The sequence below is a fragment of the Mesorhizobium sp. L48C026A00 genome (assembly GCF_000502375.1).
GTDB classification, from domain to species: domain Bacteria; phylum Pseudomonadota; class Alphaproteobacteria; order Rhizobiales; family Rhizobiaceae; genus Mesorhizobium; species Mesorhizobium muleiense.
Genome location: NZ_AYWU01000029.1, coordinates 25,176 through 43,950, shown reverse-complemented (window position 1 = coordinate 43,950; position 18,775 = coordinate 25,176). Strand labels below are relative to the sequence as shown.

The window sequence follows — 18,775 nt, the reverse complement described above, 5'->3', positions numbered from 1 at the left end:
TCCGCAAGGTTCTGCCCGGCAGCAGCATTTTGGAAGGAGGGAAGCGGTGCCACGCTCCGCCAAGGCACTCACCGATCAATCCGCGTCGACAGGATGATCGACGACGATGTCCGCTCGACCCCGTCCATCGCGCCAATCTCATCAAGCAGCGTGTCGAGATCCTTGATCGAGGGCGCGTCGACGACGACGATCATGTCGAAATTGCCGCTCACCGAATGCAGCGTCCGCACCGGCGGCAACGCCTGCAGGCTGCGCACCACCTTGTCGGCAAGCTTGGGCGTGACGGTGAGCAGGACATGCGCCCGCACCAGTCCCTGTTCGTAGTCGGGTGAAAGCCTGACGCCATAGCCGGTGATGATGCCGCGCTGTTCCAGCCGCTCGATCCGGCTCTGCACCGTCGTCCGCGACACGGCGAGCCGCCGCGCCAGTTCGGCCGTAGAGGCGCGCGCATTCGCGCGCAGCAGGGAGAGCAGGGCCTGTTCGGCGTTGCTAAGCACTTTCGACGAACCTCATCAGCATACTGTCCAATTTGGCACTTCGTTTTGAACAGTTCAACACTTCCTTTCGACAGGCAAGCTGCGATTCTGTCCGCTCTGTGAAAGGCAAGGCGAGGGAACTGTCATGAAGGACATCATAATTGTCGGCGCCGGCAAGATCGGCTCGACCATCGCCGAGATGCTGGCTTCCACCGGCGACTATCACATAACCCTCGTCGACCGCTTGGCCGCACAGCTCGGCGCGGCCGAACTGCCTGAAACGGTCGAGACGCTGCAGCTCGACATCGAAGCCGCCGGCACACTCGAAGCGGCTCTGGCCGGCAAGTTCGCGGTGCTCAGCGCCGCGCCCTTCCACCTGACCACGCGCATCGCCGAAGCGGCGGCCAGCGCCGGTGTGCATTATCTCGACCTGACCGAGGACGTCGTCGCGACCCGGCGCGTCAGGCAATTGGCGCGTACAGCCAACAGCGCCTTCATCCCGCAATGCGGGCTGGCGCCGGGCTTCATCTCGATCGTCGCCAATGATCTCGCCAGCCGCTTCGACACGCTGGAGAGCGTGCGCATGCGGGTCGGCGCACTGCCGCAATACCCGTCGAATGCGCTGAACTACAATCTGACATGGAGCACGGACGGCGTCATCAACGAATATTGCGAGCCTTGCGAGGCGATCGTCGAAGGCGAGCTGATCGAGGTGCCGCCGCTGGAGGAGCGCGAGGAATTCTCGCTCGACGGCGTCACCTACGAGGCGTTCAACACCTCGGGTGGGCTCGGCACGCTGGCCGAAACGCTGAAGGGCAAGGTGCGCACGCTGAACTATCGCACCATCCGCTACCCCGGCCACGCCGCGATCATGAAGGCGCTGCTCAACGATCTTGGCCTGCGCCACCGCCGCGACGTGCTGAAGGACATTTTTGAGAGCGCCCTGCCGGCGACGCTGCAGGACGTGGTCATCGTCTTCGTCACCGTCAGCGGCCGCAAGAGCGGCCGCCTGCTGCAGGAGACCTACGCCAACAAGATCTACGCCAGGCGCGTCGGCGACAAGGTGCGCAGCGCCATCCAGATCACCACCGCCTCCGCCATCTGCGCGGTGCTCGACATGCTGGCCGACGGCAGCTTGCCGGCGAAGGGTTTTGTCAAGCAGGAAGACATCGCGCTCGACGCCTTCCTCGTCAACCGCTTCGGCCGCGCCCATGCGCAGCACGAGATGGTTAGCCGGCTTGCGGGTTAGGTGCTCGCTGACCAGAGATCGGTGGGACAGCGCCCCCCCTGCCCTACCGGGCATCTCCCCCACTTGGGGGGAGATTGGCCGGCATCTCCGCTTTCGCCAATCTCCAACGCTTAAAGTAGGGCGGGACGGCGAGGCTGCCGATCTCCCCCCAAGTGGGGGAGATGTCCGGCAGGACAGAGGGGGGCGCGAAGGAACTCGACCGAACGAGGTTCGAATCCGCCGTGAGGCCAGCCAGCCCTCAAACATGCAAGGCATGCCCCATCGCCTTCAGCGCCGCCTCCTGAAAACCCTCGCCTTGTGTCGGATGGGCATGGATGGTGCCGGCGATATCCTCCAGCCGCGCGCCCATTTCCAGCGCCAGGCCAAACGCCGTCGACAGTTCCGACACGCCCTGGCCGACCGCCTGGATGCCGAGCACCAAATGGTTGTCGGCGCGGGCGACAACTCGGACGAAGCCATACTCACTCATCTTGGTCATCGCGCGGCCGTTGGCGGCGAACGGAAACAGCCCGACCTTGATCTCGCCGCCGAGCCTCTTGGCCTCCTCCGGCGACAGGCCGGCGGTGATCAGCTCCGGATCGGTGAAGCAGATGGCGGGAATTGAGCGCTTGTCCCAGCTGCGCTTGTGGCCGGCGACGATCTCGGCGACCATTTCGCCTTGCGCCATCGCCCGGTGCGCCAGCATCGGCTCGCCGGTGACGTCGCCAATGGCAAAGATGCCGCGCATCGAGGTGCGGCACTGGTCGTCGATGCGGATGAATTTGCCCGCGATGTCGAGGTCGATCTGCTCCAGCCCCCAGTCTTCGACCACCGGCTTGCGCCCGACGGTGACCAGGATCCTGTCGGCGGCGATTTTGGCATTCTTGCCGGTCGTCGTTTCGACCAGCAAGGCATCGCCCTTGCCCGACAGGCCCTTGGCCTTAGCGTTCACGAGCACCTCGATGCCGAGCTCGGTGAGCCGCTTCACCACCGGCCGGGTCAGCTCGGCATCATATTGCGCCAGCACGCGCGGCAAGGACTCGACCACGCTCACCTTGGCGCCCAGCTTGGCGAAGGCGATGCCGAGCTCGAGCCCGATATAGCCGCCACCGACGACGGCAAGCCTTTCCGGCACTTCGCTCAGCTCCAGCGCTTCGGTGGACGAGATTACCGGCCCACCGAACGGCAGTGACGGCAGCTCGACCGCCGCCGAGCCGGTCGCGATCACCACCATCTCGGCGCGGACGACCTGCATGCCAGTCTCGGTCTGGACCTCGACGGTCTTGCCGTCACGGAATTTCGCCCAGCCATGCACGGTCTTGACCCCGGCCTTCTTGAGCAGGCCGGCAACGCCGCTGTTAAGCCGGCTAACAATACCGTCCTTCCAGGCGATGGTCGCTTCGAGATCAATCGACGGCGTGGCGATTGAAATGCCGAGCGGGCTCTTGCCGCTCGCCATGTGCGAGATTTTCTCGAACTCCTCGGCCGCATGGATCAGCGCCTTGGACGGAATGCAGCCGACATTGAGGCAGGTGCCGCCCGGCTTGCCGAACTCGACGATAACCGTGTCGATGCCGAGCTGGCCGGCGCGGATGGCGCAGACATAGCCGCCCGGACCGGCGCCGATGACGAGCAGCTTGCAGGATATTTCCTTCATCATGGCACCCTGGTTGGTCGAGCCGGCGGGAGATGTCCGGCAGGACAGAGGGGGGCGCGAAGGATCGCTACTGCTCTCATTCTGCGCCCCTGCGATCCCCTGTTCATCATCTCAATCCACAAAAATCAGCGCCGGGGTCTCCAGCAGCGTCTTGATCCGTTGAATAAACACCGCCGCGTCCCAGCCGTCGATGACGCGGTGGTCGAAGCTGGAGGACAGGTTCATCATCTTGCGCGGCATGAACTGGGTGCCGTCCCACACCGGCCGCACCATCATCTTGTTGACGCCGAGGATCGCCACTTCCGGATGATTGATCACCGGCGTCGTCGCCACCCCGCCCATGGCGCCGAGCGAGGTGATGGTGATCGTCGATCCCGACAGTTCGTCGCGCGCCGCCGTGCCTGACCTGGCCGCCTCGGCGAGCCTGAAAACCTCGGCGGCGCAGTCCCAGATGTCGCGTGCCTCGGCGTGCTTGACCACCGGCACCACCAGCCCCGAAGGCGTCTGCGCGGCAATGCCGATATGGACGCCGCCATGCTGGTGGACGATGCCGGCCTCGTCGTCGAACAGCGCGTTGATTTTGGGCTGGTCGGCGATCGCCTTGACCATCGCCCGCATCAGGAACGGCAGCAGCGTCAGCTTCGGCCGCTCCACGCCGCCGCGCTTCTCCTTGTTGAGCGCCGCGCGCAAATCCTCCAATGCCGTAACGTCGATCTCCTCGACATAGGTGATGTGCGGGATGCGCGACTTGGCCAGCGCCATCTTCTCGGCGATCTTGCGCCTGAGCCCGATGATCTTGATGTCCTCGACGGCCTCGTTGCGGGCGAGGCCGGAGACCTTCGCAAGCTGCGGTCCGCGCGCCAGGAAGGCGTCGATGTCCTCGTGGAGAATGCGGCCGGCCGGGCCGCTTCCCCTGACCTGTCGGAGATCGACGCCGGCCTCTTTTGCCCTGAGGCGGACGGCCGGCGACGCCAGCGGCCTTTCACCTTCGGGACGCGGCGCGGCGACGAGCGCAGCACCCCCACCCCTAACCCCTCCCCGCAAGGGGGAGGGGGATTCCGTCGCCGATGCAACCTCACGCTCAGTGATTTTTCCGGGCGGGGACGGGTGCGGTGCCGCTTTGGCACTGGCTTCGGCGGCCGAAGCGCGTCCCCCTCCCCCTTGTGCGGAGGGGCCAGGGGTGGGGGTACTGCGGTCGGTAATCTTGGCGCCCGCCTCGCCGCCCGGCTCCGCAGCTGCCTTCACATTGCCCTCGCCGGCCACCTTCAAGCGTACAATGGGCGAGCCGATCGCCACCGTGTCGCCGATCTCCGCACCCAGCCAGACGATCTCGCCGTCGACTGGCGAAGGAATCTCGACCGTCGCCTTGTCGGTCATGACGGCGGCAAGCACCGCGTCCTCGCGCACGAGATCGCCGACCTTGACCTGCCACTCGACCAGCTCGGCCTCGGCGACGCCTTCGCCGACATCGGGCAGCTTGATCACATACTCGCCCATCGTCAGGTCCCCCTTACCGAGGCGTTTGCGCTGCCCCTCACCCTTGCCCATTCCAGGGCGAGCCGCTTGTCTCGCCCGTCCTTCGGACCCCCGTGAACAACGGGGAGAGGGAGATCGCCGGCGTGGCGGCCAGTCCCTTCTCCCCGTTCTTCACGGGGAGAAGGTGCCGGCAGGCGGATGAGGGGCGGTGCCACCACTGGCAATTGGTCCGAGGCTCTACCTGCCATCGTCAAGCCTCCATCGTTTCGACGAGCGCGCGGCCGAGCCTGGCCGGACCGGGAAAATAGTCCCATTCCTGCGCATGCGGATAGGGGGTGTCCCAGCCGGCGACCCGCACCACGGGCGCTTCCAGATGGTAGAAGCAGTTTTCCTGCACCAGCGCCGACAGTTCGGCGCCGAAGCCGGATGTCAGCGTCGCCTCGTGCACGATCACGCAGCGGCCTGTCCTGTTGACCGAGTCGACGATCGTCTCGAGATCGAGCGGCAGCAGCGTCCTCAGATCGATGATCTCGGCGTCGATACCGGTCTCCTCGGCCGCCGCTTGCGCGACATAGACCATCGTGCCGTAGGCCAGCACGGTGACAGCAGCGCCCGGCCGACGGATCACCGCCTTGCCGAGCGGGACCGTGTAATGCCCGTCGGCGACCTCGCCGAGCTCATGCTTCGACCACGGCGTCACCGGGCGCTCGTGATGGCCATCGAACGGGCCGTTGTAGAGCCGCTTCGGCTCCAGGAAGATCACCGGATCGGGATCCTCTATCGCCGCGATAAGAAGACCCTTGGCGTCATGCGGATTGGACGGCACGACGACCTTCAGGCCGGAGACATGCGTGAACAGCGCCTCCGGGCTCTGGCTGTGGGTCTGGCCGCCAAAAATGCCGCCGCCGGTCGGCATCCTGACCACGATCGGGCAGGTGAAATCGCCGTTCGAGCGGTAGCGTAGCCGCGCCGCCTCCGAGACGATCTGGTCATAGGCCGGATAAACATAGTCGGCAAATTGCACCTCGACGCAGGGTTTCAGGCCGTAGGCGGCCATGCCGATGGCCGAGCCGACGATGCCGGCTTCGCTGATTGGCGTGTCGAAGCAGCGGCTCTTGCCGTATTTCGCCTGCAGGCCTTGCGTGCAGCGAAAGACGCCGCCGAAAAAGCCGACATCCTCGCCGAACACGATGACACGTTCGTCGCGCCCCATCGAGACGTCCATGGCGTCGCGGATCGCCTCGATCATGGTCCGTCTTGGCATGGTCAGACCCCCGCCTGCTGGCGCTGGCGTCTGAGATGCGGCGGCATCTCACCATAGACGCCTTCGAACATGTCGCGCGTCGAAGGCTTGCCGCCGGCATGCAGCGTGCCGTGGCGCTCGGCCTCCCTTTGCGCCGCGATCACCGTTTCGAGGATTTCCGCCTCGGCCTGGGTGTGGCGCTCGTCCGACCAGACGCCGCGCTGGATGAGATGGTTCTTCAGCCTGACGATCGGGTCGCCGAGCGGCCAGGCGTCCGATTCGGCCTTCGGCCGGTAGGCCGACGGATCGTCGGAGCTTGAATGCGCGCCGACGCGATAGGTGACATATTCGACCAGCGTCGGCCCAAGATTTTTCCGCGCCCGCTCCGCCGCCCATTTGGCCACCGCGTGGACGGCGAGATAATCGTTGCCGTCGACCCGAAGCGACGGAATGCCAAAGCCGAGGCCGCGGGCGGCAAATGTGCCGGAGCCGCCGCGGGCGATGCCCTGGAAGGTCGAGATCGCCCACTGGTTGTTGACGACGTTGAGCACGACCGGCGCCTTGTAGGTCGAGGCGAACACCAGCGCCGAATGGAAGTCGGACTCGGCCGTCGAGCCGTCGCCGATCCAGGCGGCGGCGATCTTCGAATCATTGCTGATCGCCGAAGCCATCGCCCAGCCGACCGCCTGGATATATTGCGTCGCCAGATTACCGGAGATCGAGAAGAAGCCGTGCTCCTTCGACGAATACATGATCGGCAGTTGCCGGCCCTTCAGCGGATCGGCCTGGTTCGAATAGATCTGGTTCATCATCGTGACCATCGGATAGCCGTCGGCGATGAGCAGGCCGGCCTGCCGATAGGTCGGGAAATTCATGTCGCCCGGCGCCAGCGCCTTGCGGAAGGCGCAGCTCACCGCCTCTTCGCCCAGATGCTGCATGTAGAACGAGGTCTTGCCCTGGCGCTGCGCCATCTGCATGCGCGCGTCGAAGCTGCGCAGCGTCATCATATGGCGCAGGCCTTCCAGCAACTCGTCGTCGGAAAGCAGGCCGGCCCACGGCCCGACGGCTTCGCCGGCGCGGTTGAGCACGCGGATGATCGAAAACGCCAGATCACGGATATCACGCGGATCGACATCGATCTCGGGACGCGGCACCGAGCCGGCCTTGGGGATGGTCACATCAGAAAAATCCGGCGTCCCGCCCGGTCGCACCTCGGGCTCCGGCACATGGAAGCGCAACATTCCCGCATCGGCCATGACCTTCGTCCTCCCATGTTGCCCGGCCAAGATACTTGCACACCGGCAGACCAGTGCCAATTCGTCGGGCAAGGCTTCCGGCCAACCACCGCGCCGCCAGCAGCACCTGTCAGGATGAAGATATGTCAGCGAAATTTCTTGTCGATCTTCCGGCTCTGCGCGCAATTTGGCGCATGATTGCGCCTGGTTTCCCGCCAGATTGGACAAGGCGACGGATCGAGCGGCTAGCGCTGCGGCCTTTCCTTCTCCCCTTGTGGGAGAAGGTGGCCGCGAAGCGGTCGGATGAGGGGTGTTCCAGCCTGGCACCGACGGCACTCCGTCCAACACCCCTCTTCCGTCTTGGCGCTGCGCGCCAATCCACCGCCCGGGGCGAGTCACGGGCCTCGCCCGCCCTTCGGGCCCCACAAGGGGAGAAGGNCGCTGCGCGCCAATCCACCGCCCGGGGCGAGTCACGGGCCTCGCCCGCCCTTCGGGCCCCACAAGGGGAGAAGGAAAGGGGCGACCGCCGTTCACCCCGCGCCCGCATCATGCTAACCCATAACCCATGGCACAGAAGAAAGGTTACGAGGTCGATTCGTGGTTGGCGCGGCCGGACCCGCGTGTCTCGATCGTCCTGCTCTACGGGCCCGACCGCGGGCTGGTCGCCGAGCGCGCCCGTGCCTTTGCCGGCAAGACCGGCCTGCCGCTCGACGATCCGTTCTCTGTGGTCAGGCTGGACGGTTCGGAAGTCGATCGCGACGAGGGCCGCCTGCTCGACGAGGCCCGCACCGTGCCGATGTTTTCGGCCCGGCGCCTGCTGTGGGTGCGCAATGCGTCCGGCCAGAAGGCGCTTGCCGACGACGTCAAGGCGCTGACCGCGGAGCCGCCGCGTGACGCCATCATCCTGATCGAGGCCGGCGACCTGAAGAAGGGCGTCGGGCTGCGCGCCATTGTCGAGGCGGCGGACATTGCCATGGCGCTGCCGTGCTACGCCGACGAGGCGCGGGACATCGATACGGTCATCGACGACGAATTGCGCAAGGCCGGCATGTCGATGACGCTGGAAGCCCGCCAGGCGCTGCGCCGCAACCTCGGTGGTGACCGGCTGGCCTCGCGCGGCGAGATCGAAAAGCTGGTGCTCTATGCCCACGGCCAGAGCGAAATCGGCCTCGATGACGTCAAGGCGACGTCGGGCGACGTCTCTGGCCTGTCCTTCGATGACGCCGTCGATGCCTTGCTCGACGGCAAGGTCGGCGACTTCGACATCGCCTTCACCCGTCACTGCCAGTCCGGCGGCCAGGCATTTCTGGTGCTGTCGTCGGCGATGCGGCAGCTGCAGGCGATCCAGGCAATGCGCGGCCTGATGGACGCCGGCGGCCGCAACGCGGCTTCGGTCGTCGCCGCGGCGCGCCCGCCGGTTTTTTTCGCGCGGCGCAAGCTGGTCGAAAGAGCCCTCGAACGCTGGAGCAGCGAGGCGCTCGCCCGCGCGCTCAACCGCCTGCAGACGGCGGTGCTGCAGACCCGGCGCCGGCCGGACCTCGCGGTCGCGCTGGCCCGACAGGCGCTGCTCGGCATCGCCGTGGAGAGCGCAAGAATGGCGCGCACCTGATCTCCCCCCTTGAGGGGGATGTCGCCGAAGGCGACAGGGCAGCGCGTGGAGCGCAGACATCTTCTTCGCTTCAGCAAGGTGCCGGCGCTTGATGTGAGACGACCCCTTCTGGCCTGCCGGCCATCTCCCCCTCAGGGAGGGAGATCAGCAGCCTCGACGATTTCGCCAATCACCGGCGCTAGAAAAGGGGAGGGCTGCCAATCGCCGCCCCTCCTTGCCCTGCCGGCCTCTTATCTGCAACGTTGGTGATTGGCGAAGCCGTCGATGACAGCCCCCTCTCCCCGTCACTATACGGGGAGAGGATGCCGGCAGGCAGGTGAGGGGCGGCGCAAACGCTGGAGCAGGTAGCCTATAAGGTCGCCGATCCTCGTCTAAAACAAGCGGGACCTGAGGCTCTTTGCCGGCTAACTACTACTCCTGCTTCAGCCGCCGGCAAAGCTCGTCGAGTTGCTCCAGCGTCCGATAGGCGACGCTGATCACGCCGCCGCGCTCGTTGTGCTCGATCGTGACGAACATGCCGAGCGTGTCGGTCATGAACTTTTCCAGCGCCCGCGTATCAGCATCCTTTTGCACCGGTGCTGCAGGCTGTCGCTTCACCGTCGGCGCACCCGCCGGCATCTGCGCCAGCGCTTCGGCCTGGCGCACCGAAAGCCCGTCCTCGACGATGCGCTTGGCCAGGCCCGCCGGATCCTGCGCCGTCACCAATGTACGGGCATGGCCGGCCGACAGCGCGCCGTCGACCAGCATGTCGCGGATCACGTCCGGCAGCTTCAACAGCCGCAGCGTGTTGGCGACATGGCTGCGGCTCTTGCCGATCACCTGGCCGAGATCGGCCTGGGTGTAGCCGTGATCGTCGATCAGCTGCTGGTAGCCCATCGCCTCCTCGACCGGATTGAGGTCGGTGCGCTGGACGTTTTCGATGATCGCCAGCTCGAGCGCGGTGCGATCGTTGACATCGCGCACGATGATCGGGATCTCGCTCAGCCCGGCGCGCTGCGCGGCGCGCCAGCGCCGCTCGCCGGCGATGATCTCGTAGCGGCCAGCTTGCGTCGGCGATGGCCGCGCCACCACCGGCTGCACCACGCCATGTTCGCGGATCGACTGGGCAAGATCGGTTAGGTCGGCGTCGCCGAAATGCCGGCGTGGATTCTTTGGGTTCGGGCTCAGGAACTCGATCGGCACCTTGCCGTCGGCATTCATGCCCGGCTTTTCCACTGCTGCCGGACGATCGATTTCGCCGATCAGCGCCGCCAGTCCCCGGCCCAGTCTTTTTCTCGAAAGGTCTTCGCTCATCGTCTGTCCAGATCGTTTTGGTATCAATTCGGCTTCTAAGCGGCGCGCAGTTTGCGCTCGCGGCGGATCACCTCGGAGGCAAGCTGCAGATAGGCCTGGCTGCCGGAGCATTTAAGGTCGTAGAGGATCGCCGGCTTGCCGTAGGACGGCGCCTCGGAGACGCGCACATTGCGCGGGATGACGGTTTCATAGACCTTGTCGCCCATATGCGCCCGCACGTCCTGCACCACCTGGTTGGCGAGGTTGTTGCGCCCGTCGAACATGGTCAGCACGATGCCCTGGATGGTCAGCTCGGGATTGATCGAGCGGCGGACCTGCTCGACCGTTTCCAGCAGCTGGCTCAGACCTTCGAGCGCGAAGAATTCGCATTGCAGCGGCACCAGCACCGAATCGGCTGCCGCCATCGAGTTGAGCGTCAGCAGATTGAGCGACGGCGGGCAATCGATCAGCACATAGCCAAAATTCGCCGAGCGCTCGGCCGAGGCACGCAAGGCGTTGCGCAGCCGCAGCACCCGGTCTGGCGCCGAGGCGATCTCCATTTCGATGCCGAGCAGGTCGAGCGTCGACGGCACGATCGACAGTCCCGGCACCGCCGTCGGGATCGCCGCCGCCTCCAGATCGAGCTCGCCGGTCAGCACGTCATAGGAGGAAACGGTGCGGTCGCGCCGGTCGATGCCGAGACCGGTGCTGGCGTTGCCTTGCGGGTCGAGATCGACGATCAGCACCCGCTCGCCGATCGCCGCCAGCGCCGTCGCCAGATTGATGGCCGTCGTCGTCTTGCCGACGCCGCCCTTCTGGTTGGCTACGGTGATGATTCGGGGGCCATTCTTCATCATGGGTCTATGCCAGAAATTCATGCCGAGGTCGCCGATCTAAGTCAGTTGGCGCAAATCAGACAGTTCGAGGATGACGCCATGAGCGTCGGTCGCGCTGGCATGTTCTACCAGATCGAATGACCATCGTTGAGCGCTTTCTGCCACCTCGCTGCGGTAATCCCGGCCTTTGTGGAACAGGCCATAGGCGCCAGCCGTCAGCCACGGCGCCGACAGTTCGAGCAACACAGGAAGCGACGCCAGCGCCCTGGCAGTGACGATTTGCGGTGTTGAAACAAACGCATAGGCGTCGTCGATGCGCCGCGCGAAGACCCTGGCGGGCAGGTTGAATTGGCCGACGACCGCTTGCAGGAACGATGCCTTTTTCCGATTGCTTTCAACCAGGTCGATGCTAGCGCCGTCGCGCTCGGCAAGCAGGAACGCCAGCACCAGGCCGGGAAAACCGCCACCGGAGCCGAGATCGAGCCAGCGCTTCGCCTCTGGTTTGATTCGCGCCAGCTGCGCGCTGTCGAGGATGTGGCGGCGCCAGACGTCGCCCTGCGTCGACTGCGCCGCCAGGTTTATCCGGCGGTTCCATTTCTGAAAGACCGTCTCGAACTCTACCAGGCGTTCGAATGTTTCACGTGAAACCGGACCGGCAGCCGATTGCAGGTCCGCCCATGAGGCAGCGCTCACGCAACATTCCTTCGCGTGGCAGCCTCGGCGTTGCGGACATGCGCGACAATGATTGCCAGTGCCGCCGGCGTCATGCCTTCCATACGCTGAGCGTCGGCGATCGAGCGCGGCTGGCGTGCCAGCATCTTTTGCTTCAATTCGTTGGACAGCCCCGGAACGGAAGCAAAATCGAGCGACGCCGGGATCAATCGGCTCTCTTCATGCCTGATCTGCGTGACGTCAGCTTGCTGGCGATTGAGATAGACCGAATATTTCGCTGCCGTTTCAAGGCGTTCAGCCGTTTTGCTGTCAATTCCCGCAAACTGCGGGGCGATTCTGGCCAGCCAGGCGACGTCGACTCCGGGATAGGCCAGCAACTCATAGGCCGAGCGGCGTACCCCGTCCCGGTTGATCACCAGCCCATGACGCGCCGCTTCATTCGGGGTCATGGTGAAGCCAAGCGCAAGGTCCCTCGCATTTTCAAGGTTCTGCACGATATCGCTAAACCGTTGCATCCGCTCCTGCGAGGCAATCCCGAGCTTCATCGCCAGCGGCGTCAGCCGCTCATCGGCATTGTCGGCGCGCAGCGACAGCCGGAACTCGGCCCGCGAAGTGAACATCCGATACGGTTCGGCGATGCCACGGCTGGTCAGGTCGTCGACCATCACCCCGATATAGGCCTCGGTGCGGCTGAGCACGATCTGGTCGCTTGCCGACGTTTTGCGCGCGGCGTTGAGGCCGGCCAACAACCCCTGCGCCCCGGCCTCCTCGTAACCGGTGGTGCCGTTGATCTGCCCGGCCAGAAAAAGACCGGCGATCCGCTTGGTTTCCAGCGTCGGCTTGAGCTCGCGCGGATCGACATGATCGTACTCGATGGCATAGCCGGGCTGCAGCATCGTTGCACGTTCCAGACCCGGGATGGTCTTCAAAATGTCGAGTTGCACGTCCTCGGGCACCGAGGTCGAAATGCCGTTCGGGTAGACGGTATCGTCGTCCAGCCCTTCCGGCTCGAGGAAAATCTGGTGGCCTTCGCGGTCGCCGAACTTGACGATCTTGTCCTCGATCGACGGGCAGTAACGCGGTCCCACCCCTTCGATCGAGCCGGAATACATCGCCGACCGGCCCAGATTGGCGCGGATCAGCTCATGTGTAGCCGCCGTCGTGCGCGTGATGCCGCAATGGATCTGCGGATTGTCGATGCGGTCGGTCATCAGCGAGAACGGCACCGGGTCGTCATCCGCCGCCTGGCTCTCCAGCGACGCCCAATCGATCGTGCGCCCGTCCAGCCGCGGCGGCGTGCCGGTCTTCAGCCGTCCGAGCTTGAAGCCGGCGCGGCTCATCGTCGCCGACAGGCCGAGGCTGGCCTGCTCGTTCATGCGGCCGGCAACGATCTTCTTCTCGCCGATATGGATCAACCCGCGCAGGAAAGTGCCGGTGGTCAGCACCACGGCGCCGCAGCCAAGCCGGCGGCCATCCGCCAGCAGCACCGCCCCCAGGCGCCCATTGGCGATTTCGAAATCCAGGACCTCGCCCTCGACCACGTCGAGACCCGCCTGTTCGCGAATCGCCGCTTGCATGGCAAGCCGATACAGTTTTCTGTCGGCTTGCGTGCGCGGCCCGCGCACCGCCGGGCCCTTGCGGCGATTGAGCAAACGGAACTGGATGCCGGCCGCATCGGCGACACGTCCCATCAGCCCGTCCATGGCGTCGATCTCGCGAACCAGATGGCCCTTGCCGAGCCCGCCGATCGCCGGATTGCACGACATGACGCCGATCGTCTCGAAGCGCAGCGTCACCAGGGCAGTCTTGGCGCCAGCGCGCGCGGCAGCACTGGCCGCCTCGCAACCAGCATGGCCGCCGCCCACCACAACCACATCATAGTGATCGGTCATTTTTAGTGTTCCAGATTCAGGTTGACCGACACATGTCCCCGTCAGGACGTGGTGTCAAGCCGGCACCTTCTCCCCGTAAAGTGACGGGAGAAGCGGGCTAGCCGCAGCAACGACGGGTCTTTTGCAACGCTGGTGATTGGGGAAACCGTCGACGGTTGTGTCTTTCTCCCCGTCACTATACGGGGAGAAATGCCGGCAGGGCAATGAGGGGCAGCGCTAAGTCTCAAATTCGATCCCGTCTCGGGGACCGTGGATCGTTTCACGTGAAACAATGCCTTCGAGCTAATCGCGTAGTGTTTCACGTGAATCACCCAGAGCTGGCCGGCCCGCAATGTTTCACGTGAGTCATTTGCCGATGCAGAACTGCGCAAAGATGACGTCGAGCATGTCCTCGACATCGACCGCCCCAACGATGCGGCCAAGCCGATCCGCCGCCAGCCGCAATTCCTCTGCCCGCAGTTCCTGCCCGCGTCCATCCTCTGCCGCTGCCGCCAGCAGGAAGCGCTTCGTCTCGTTGAGCAGTTCGACGTGCCGCAGCCGCGACGGCAGGATATCGCCGGCCTGGCCGACCTGCGCTGCGGCGCGACGGCCGATCTCGGCCAGCAATTCCGCCAGCCCGGTGCCGTCCTTGATCGAGATAACCGCGTCGTAGCGCGCCACAAGCGATTCATCCCGCAGCAAATCGGCCTTCGTCCCGATCCTCAAGGCCGCGACATCAGGTGGTATTGCGCCGATCGCCACCGGCTCCACCATATCCTCGAGCACCAGCAACAGATCGGCAGTGCCGGCCTTGCTCCTCGCCCTTTCGATACCGATCGCCTCAATCCTGCCGGGCGTTTCACGCAAGCCGGCGGTATCCGTCACTCTTACCCGCATCCCCTCCAGATCCAGCACCACTTCGAGCAGATCGCGGGTGGTGCCGGGCTCTTCAGTGACGATTGCCGCCTCGCGCCGGGCCAGAGCGTTGAACAGGCTCGATTTGCCGGCATTCGGCGCACCAAGAATGACGACCTCGAACCCGTCACGGATGATTTCTGCCGCCCGGAAGCCTTGGACATGGCGCTCGATCTCACCGATCATCGCGCGGACGTCCGACCAGACCGTCTCTGCAACGGAACCGGGCACATCGTCTTCGTCGGCAAAATCGATTTCTGCCTCGATCATCGCGCGCGCATGAATCAGCCGACGGCGCCAGGCGAGGTAGAGCTCGCTCTGCACGCCTTCGGCATTCTGGACGGCAAAGCGCCGCTGCGCCTCGGTCTCGGCATTGACGAGATCGGCCAGCGCCTCGGTCTCGACCAGATCGACCTTGCCATTGAGAAAGGCGCGGCGGGTGAACTCGCCCGGCTCGGCATGTCTGACGCCGTCGAAGCCGGCGATCACCTCCAGCATCTTCGCCACCACGGCCCGCCCGCCATGGACGTGGAATTCGGCGACATCCTCGCCGGTAAAGCTGTTTGGGCCGGCAAAGAAAACGGCCAGCCCGTTGTCGAGCACCGATCCGTCCGGCGCCCTGAACTGGCGATAGGCGGCAACACGGTTCTTGACCTTGGGGCCAGCAATCGTTTCTACGACGAATCGACTTTGCGGGCCGGAAATGCGGATCACGGCAACCCCGGCGGGCAGGCGGCCGCTCGACAGGGCAACAATGGAATTACCTGAAATCATTTGCCGACCCAGCACAACCGCCCTAGCTTCGCTTGTTCACCAACAGATTGCCGAGTTATCAACAGTGACGTTGCCCGCGAAAAACCTGCTTGCCGAAGAGGCCAGCCCCTATCTGCAGCAGCACAGCGACAACCCCGTGCATTGGCGGGCGTGGTCGCCGGCGTCGCTCGCCGAAGCAAGGGCGCTTGAGCGGCCGATCCTGCTCTCGGTCGGCTACGCCGCCTGCCACTGGTGCCATGTCATGGCGCACGAGAGTTTTGAGAACGCCGACGTCGCCGCCGTCATGAACCGTCTGTTCGTCAATATCAAGGTCGATCGCGAAGAGCGGCCGGACATCGACCAGATCTATATGGCGGCATTGTCGGCGATGGGCGAGCAGGGCGGATGGCCGCTGACAATGTTTTTGACACCGGACGGAAAACCTTTCTGGGGCGGCACCTATTTTCCGCGCGAAGCCCGTTACGGCCGCCCAGGCTTCGTACAGGTGCTGGAGGCGGTCGACAAGGCGTGGCGGGAGAAGAAAGAAAGCGTTAACCAAAGCGCCGCCGGCCTGACCACGCATGTCGAGGCGCGGCTGGCCGGCAGCCATGCCAAGGCGGTGCTCGACCGCGACACGCTCGCGACGCTCGCCAACGGCATCGACGGCATGATCGACAGGGATCTGGGCGGCCTGCGCGGCGCGCCCAAATTCCCCAATGCGCCGTTCATGCAGACGCTGTGGCTGTCCTGGCTGCGCGACGGCGCCACAGCCCATCGCGACGCTGTCCTGCTCAGCCTCGAAAAGATGCTGGCAGGCGGCATCTATGACCATGTCGGCGGCGGCCTCAGCCGCTATTCGACCGATGCCGAATGGCTGGTGCCGCATTTCGAAAAGATGCTTTACGACAACGCACAGCTCATCCGGCTGTGCAACTGGGCTTATGCGGCAACCGGCAATGAATTGTTCCGGATACGAATCGAAGACACGGTCGACTGGCTGTTGCGCGAGATGCGCGTCGATGGCGGTGCATTCGCCGCCAGCCTCGACGCCGACAGCGAGGGCGAGGAGGGGTTGTTCTACACCTGGAGCAAGGATGAGATCGAAACCGCTCTCGGCGACGAATCAGCCTTGTTTTTCCGATACTTCACGCTTTCCGGCCCGCATGGCTGGGAGGGCAAGCCGATCATCCACCAGACTGCGGCCCAGCAAAAACAAAGCGTCGCCGATCGCGACCGGCTCATTCCGCTCACAGAAAAACTGCTAGCAACCAGGGAGCAGCGCGTCAGGCCCGGGCGTGACGGCAAAATCCTGACCGACTGGAACGGCCTGGTGATCGCGGCTCTCGCCGAAGCCGGGCGCGCCGTGAAACGGATCGACTGGATCGAGGCGGCGGAACAGGCCTTTGCTGCCATTGCCAGCGCTGGCCGAGACGGCCGCCTGCCGCATTCGATGCTTGGCGCAAAGAAGCTGTTTCCGGCGCTGGCGAGCGATTACGGCGCCATGGCCAACGCCGCGATCTCGCTGTACGAGGCCACCGGCACGTCGAGTTATGCCGAACTGGCCGGCCAATTCATTGCGCAGCTCGATCAATGGCATAGTGATGAGAACAACACCGGCTACTATCTCACCGCGTCGGACAGCAGCGACGTGCCGATCCGCATCAGGGGCGATGCCGACGAGGCCATTCCTTCAGCCACCGGCCAGATCATCGAGGCCATGGTTCGATTGTCGTCGCTTTCCGGCGACCTCAAATTGCAGGAAAATACCTGGAAGGTCGCCGAACACGCGGCCGGCCGGGCGGCGCATCAGGCCTATGGCCAGGCGGGAATCGTCAACGCCTGTGCCCTGGCAATCGAGCCGTTGAAGCTGGTGCTGGTGGATAGCCCAGAGAATCCGGGGCTTGTTCCGGTTGCGAATCGAAATCCTGACCCGCGTCGGATCGACACGATCGTGCCGGTCGGCTCGGCGACAAACCTGCCGTTGCTGCCAGACGGCGTTCTGCCACCAACAAGCAAGCCCGGCGCTTGGCTGTGCACCGGGCAGGTCTGCTTGCCGGTGATAACGGACGCCGAGGAACTCGAGCGTCGGTTGCGGCGCGGATAGGAGAGGGGATGCTGCGCCGATCCACCTCCTCCCGGGGGGGAGAAGGCAAGGGGCGCCAGCCCCTTACGTATTCATCGAATCGAAGAAATCCGCGTTGGTCTTGGTCTGCTTGAGCTTGTCGATGAGGAACTCGATGGCGTCTGTGGTGCCCATCGGCGCCAGGATGCGGCGCAGCACGAAGATTTTTTGCAGGTCCTGGCGGGCCACCAAAAGATCTTCCTTGCGGGTGCCGGACTTGAGGATGTCCATGGCCGGATAGATGCGCTTGTCCGCCACCTTGCGGTCGAGCACGATTTCCGAGTTGCCGGTGCCCTTGAACTCTTCGAAGATGACCTCGTCCATGCGGCTGCCGGTGTCGATCAGCGCGGTGGCGATGATGGTCAGCGAGCCGCCTTCCTCGATGTTGCGGGCGGCGCCGAAGAAGCGCTTCGGCCGCTGCAGCGCATTGGCGTCGACACCGCCGGTCAGCACCTTGCCGGATGACGGCACCACGGTGTTGTAGGCGCGGCCGAGGCGGGTGATCGAATCCAGCAGGATGACGACGTCGCGCCCGTGCTCGACCAGGCGCTTGGCCTTCTCGATCACCATTTCGGCGACCTGGACGTGTCGCACCGCCGGCTCGTCGAAGGTCGAGGAGACGACCTCGCCCTTCACCGAGCGCTGCATGTCGGTGACTTCTTCCGGCCGCTCGTCGATCAACAGCACGATCAGGTAGCATTCGGGATGATTGGTGGTGATCGAATGGGCGATGTTCTGCAACAGCACCGTCTTGCCGGTGCGCGGCTGCGCCACGATCAGGGCGCGCTGGCCCTTGCCGAGCGGCGCCACCAGGTCGATGACGCGGGCCGAGATGTCCTTCGAGGTCGGAACGTCCATTTCCATCTTCAGCCGCGAGGTCGGGTAAAGCGGCGTCAGATTGTCGAAATGGATCTTGTGGCGGATCTTTTCCGGGTCGTCGAAATTGATCGTGTTGACCTTGAGCAGCGCGAAATAGCGCTCGCCCTCCTTCGGGCTGCGGATCGGGCCCTCGACCGTGTCGCCGGTCTTCAGCGAGAACCGGCGGATCTGCGACGGCGAGATATAGATATCGTCCGGGCCTGGCAGGTAATTGGCATTGGCCGAGCGCAGGAAGCCAAACCCGTCCTGCAGCACTTCGACGACCCCGTCACCGATGATCTCGATATCTTGGGTCGCCAGCCGNCAGGAAGCCAAACCCGTCCTGCAGCACTTCGACGACCCCGTCACCGATGATCTCGATATCTTGGGTCGCCAGCCGCTTCAGGATCGCGAACATCAGTTCCTGCTTGCGCATGACACTGGCGTTCTCGACTTCGAGCGATTCGGCATAAGCGATCAGCTCTGGCGGTTTCTTGTTCTTGAACTCTGTGAGTTTCATTTCTTGCATCATTAGACGGACTCTGAGTGAGT

General features: G+C 64.5%; 13 protein-coding genes and 1 pseudogene. 3 read left to right on the top strand and 11 right to left on the bottom strand.

Annotated features, from left to right (window positions below; translation table 11 throughout):
* Positions 1–68: 68 nt before the first annotated feature.
* Complete coding sequence (locus tag X738_RS73875; RefSeq protein WP_023802702.1) at positions 69–497, bottom strand: Lrp/AsnC family transcriptional regulator; 429 nt, start codon at positions 495–497, stop codon at positions 69–71.
* A 124-nt stretch (positions 498–621) separates the two neighbouring features.
* On the opposite strand from X738_RS73875, the gene X738_RS73870 reads away from it, so the two are divergent.
* Positions 622–1,725, top strand: a complete 1,104-nt coding sequence (locus tag X738_RS73870) for a saccharopine dehydrogenase family protein (RefSeq protein WP_023802701.1) — start codon at positions 622–624, stop codon at positions 1,723–1,725.
* Between the two features lie 238 nt (positions 1,726–1,963).
* On the opposite strand, the gene lpdA is transcribed toward X738_RS73870, so the two are convergent.
* The 4 genes from lpdA to X738_RS73850 form a co-directional block, all read right to left on the bottom strand.
* The gene (lpdA, locus tag X738_RS73865; protein WP_023802700.1) at positions 1,964–3,361 is read right to left on the bottom strand and encodes a dihydrolipoyl dehydrogenase; all 1,398 of its coding nucleotides are present in this window, start codon (positions 3,359–3,361) and stop codon (positions 1,964–1,966) included.
* Between the two features lie 111 nt (positions 3,362–3,472).
* Complete coding sequence (locus X738_RS73860; RefSeq protein ID WP_023802699.1) at positions 3,473–4,858, bottom strand: dihydrolipoamide acetyltransferase family protein; 1,386 nt, start codon at positions 4,856–4,858, stop codon at positions 3,473–3,475.
* A gap of 229 nt (positions 4,859–5,087) precedes the next feature.
* Positions 5,088–6,101: an alpha-ketoacid dehydrogenase subunit beta gene (locus X738_RS73855; protein WP_023802698.1), complete on the bottom strand. Its 1,014-nt coding sequence runs from the start codon at positions 6,099–6,101 to the stop codon at positions 5,088–5,090.
* A 2-nt stretch (positions 6,102–6,103) separates the two neighbouring features.
* Positions 6,104–7,336: a 3-methyl-2-oxobutanoate dehydrogenase (2-methylpropanoyl-transferring) subunit alpha gene (locus X738_RS73850; protein ID WP_023802697.1), complete on the bottom strand. Its 1,233-nt coding sequence runs from the start codon at positions 7,334–7,336 to the stop codon at positions 6,104–6,106.
* 544 nt (positions 7,337–7,880) lie between these two features.
* Here X738_RS73850 and holA point away from each other — a divergent pair.
* On the top strand, positions 7,881–8,924 hold the full coding sequence (gene holA, locus X738_RS73845) for a DNA polymerase III subunit delta (protein WP_023802696.1): 1,044 nt from the start codon (positions 7,881–7,883) through the stop codon (positions 8,922–8,924).
* 411 nt (positions 8,925–9,335) lie between these two features.
* Here holA and X738_RS73840 read toward each other — a convergent pair whose 3' ends face one another.
* The 5 genes from X738_RS73840 to mnmE form a co-directional block, all read right to left on the bottom strand.
* Entirely contained in the window at positions 9,336–10,217 is an 882-nt protein-coding gene (locus X738_RS73840; RefSeq protein ID WP_023802695.1) for a ParB/RepB/Spo0J family partition protein, read from the bottom strand.
* Between the two features lie 35 nt (positions 10,218–10,252).
* Positions 10,253–11,053, bottom strand: coding sequence for a ParA family protein (locus X738_RS73835; protein WP_084646769.1), 801 nt, complete (start codon positions 11,051–11,053; stop codon positions 10,253–10,255).
* A 36-nt stretch (positions 11,054–11,089) separates the two neighbouring features.
* On the bottom strand, positions 11,090–11,725 hold the full coding sequence (rsmG, locus tag X738_RS73830; RefSeq protein ID WP_023802693.1) for a 16S rRNA (guanine(527)-N(7))-methyltransferase RsmG: 636 nt from the start codon (positions 11,723–11,725) through the stop codon (positions 11,090–11,092).
* Positions 11,722–13,596 (bottom strand): tRNA uridine-5-carboxymethylaminomethyl(34) synthesis enzyme MnmG, encoded by a 1,875-nt coding sequence (gene mnmG, locus X738_RS73825; protein ID WP_023802692.1) that lies wholly within the window; start codon positions 13,594–13,596, stop codon positions 11,722–11,724. The genes rsmG and mnmG overlap by 4 nt, the downstream gene beginning before the upstream one ends.
* A gap of 345 nt (positions 13,597–13,941) precedes the next feature.
* On the bottom strand, positions 13,942–15,264 hold the full coding sequence (mnmE, locus tag X738_RS73820; protein ID WP_023802691.1) for a tRNA uridine-5-carboxymethylaminomethyl(34) synthesis GTPase MnmE: 1,323 nt from the start codon (positions 15,262–15,264) through the stop codon (positions 13,942–13,944).
* 64 nt (positions 15,265–15,328) lie between these two features.
* Here mnmE and X738_RS73815 point away from each other — a divergent pair, with 64 nt between their 5' ends.
* A complete protein-coding gene (locus X738_RS73815; protein ID WP_023802690.1) occupies positions 15,329–17,347 on the top strand; it encodes a thioredoxin domain-containing protein in 2,019 nt (672 codons plus the stop codon).
* Positions 17,348–17,410: 63 nt separating this feature from the next.
* Here X738_RS73815 and rho read toward each other — a convergent pair.
* A pseudogene (gene rho, locus X738_RS73810) lies at positions 17,411–18,752 on the bottom strand (transcription termination factor Rho).
* Between the last annotated feature and the right edge of the window lie 23 nt (positions 18,753–18,775).

What these genes read in the sequence shown, in the direction of transcription:
- X738_RS73850 (WP_023802697.1), bottom strand. Translation starts at nt 7,336, where the DNA reads ATGGCCGATGCGGGAATGTTGCGCTTCCATGTGCCGGAGCCCGAGGTG.
- X738_RS73835 (WP_084646769.1), bottom strand. Translation starts at nt 11,053, where the DNA reads ATGATGAAGAATGGCCCCCGAATCATCACCGTAGCCAACCAGAAGGGC.
- mnmG (WP_023802692.1), bottom strand. Translation starts at nt 13,596, where the DNA reads ATGACCGATCACTATGATGTGGTTGTGGTGGGCGGCGGCCATGCTGGT.
- holA (WP_023802696.1), top strand. Translation starts at nt 7,881, where the DNA reads ATGGCACAGAAGAAAGGTTACGAGGTCGATTCGTGGTTGGCGCGGCCG.
- X738_RS73870 (WP_023802701.1), top strand. Translation starts at nt 622, where the DNA reads ATGAAGGACATCATAATTGTCGGCGCCGGCAAGATCGGCTCGACCATC.
- X738_RS73855 (WP_023802698.1), bottom strand. Translation starts at nt 6,101, where the DNA reads ATGCCAAGACGGACCATGATCGAGGCGATCCGCGACGCCATGGACGTC.
- lpdA (WP_023802700.1), bottom strand. Translation starts at nt 3,361, where the DNA reads ATGAAGGAAATATCCTGCAAGCTGCTCGTCATCGGCGCCGGTCCGGGC.
- mnmE (WP_023802691.1), bottom strand. Translation starts at nt 15,264, where the DNA reads ATGATTTCAGGTAATTCCATTGTTGCCCTGTCGAGCGGCCGCCTGCCC.
- X738_RS73860 (WP_023802699.1), bottom strand. Translation starts at nt 4,858, where the DNA reads ATGGGCGAGTATGTGATCAAGCTGCCCGATGTCGGCGAAGGCGTCGCC.
- X738_RS73840 (WP_023802695.1), bottom strand. Translation starts at nt 10,217, where the DNA reads ATGAGCGAAGACCTTTCGAGAAAAAGACTGGGCCGGGGACTGGCGGCG.